We start from the raw sequence: 1,332 nt of genomic DNA on the forward strand, positions 1-1,332 counted from the left end.
TATAATGCCCCTAGAAATTCAGACAGAAAAAAGTTGGCTCGTAAGATAAAATTGATTCATGGAAAAGCAAAAAAGAAAACAACACACGGCAGAATTTAAGGCAAAAGTAGTAAAGGAGATTTTAAAGGAAGAGAAGACGATAAGCCAATTATCATCTGAATACGGGGTTCATACCAGCCAACTCTACAAATGGAGGGATCATGCATTAGCAGCACTCCCTCAATTGTTTGATGATCAGTCTTCAAAAGAGTTTGCAGAAAAAGAAGCAGGATGGGAAAAGGAGCGAGAAGCTCTCTATGCTGAAATAGGTCGGTTAACCACGCAGATGACGTGGCTGGAAAAAAAATCTCGTGCAGTGTTTCAATAGAGAGCAACGTCAAGCATTGATTGACTGGGAGCATCGAGCGTTGCCTGTGAGCACTCAAGCCGAGCTGTTAGAACTCAATCGCTCAAGCCTCTATTATCAGCCAATACCGCCATCGCCGGAGGAGGTTGCCGTTAAACATCGTATAGATGAGATCTTCACCGAACTTCCCTACTATGGATATCGGAAGATTACAGCTCAATTACATCGTGAAGGAAAGAAAATAAATGAGAAAACCGTTTCAAAATATATGAGAGAAATGGGCCTCATGGCGATTCATCCCGGTCCCAACTTGAGCAAACGTGCACACTTAGCCGGGATTTACCCGTACTTACTCAGAAATATCACAGCTTCTGCACCAGATCATATTTGGGGCATTGATATCACATACATTCGCTTACAAAGAAGCTGGATGTATTTGGTTGCTGTGTTGGACTGGTATTCACGATATATTATCAGTTGGGAGTTAGATCAAACACTACAAATAGGATTTGTCATTGAGGCAGTGCAACGAGCATTAGAACAAGCAAAACCACAGATTTTCAACAGTGATCAAGGGAGCCATTTCACGAGTAATAGCTATATTGATCTTCTAAAACAGCATGAAATACGCATCAGTATGGATGGGAAAGGGAGAGCACTCGATACTATATTTACTGAGCGGTTATGGAGAACAATTAAGTATGAGGAGGTTTATTTGAAGGAGTATGATAGTCCTCGCACAGCTCGTGCTGAACTGACACGCTACCTTCGTTTTTATAATGAGGGGCGTGTTCATCAGTCACTTCAATATCAAACACCTGCAGAAGTGTATTTCGATAAGAAGATGTAATACGTTCCCCCATGATTTATAGAGAGCTAAAAATGTGGCCCTTGACATCACCTGTTACGCACTCCGTGACGTCAGCGTGGCTCAGGGACTCATGCAGGAACATCGTGGGCCGCGCTGACATCCCTACGAGTCTAAC

The 1,332-nt window shown here is 42.7% G+C and carries 1 protein-coding gene; it reads left to right on the forward strand.

Features of this window, described 5'->3' with window-relative positions:
- Positions 1-58 precede the first annotated feature (58 nt).
- Positions 59-1,196, forward strand: a protein-coding gene (locus F1593_RS28015) for an IS3 family transposase (RefSeq protein ID WP_371873939.1) whose coding sequence is annotated in 2 segments (ribosomal slippage) — positions 59-346 and positions 348-1,196 — 1,137 coding nt in all. Because the reading frame shifts where the segments join, the coding sequence is not laid out codon by codon here.
- Positions 1,197-1,332: the final 136 nt, after the last annotated feature.

This window comes from Dictyobacter arantiisoli, from assembly GCF_008326305.1.
In the GTDB taxonomy this organism is placed as follows: domain Bacteria; phylum Chloroflexota; class Ktedonobacteria; order Ktedonobacterales; family Ktedonobacteraceae; genus Dictyobacter; species Dictyobacter arantiisoli.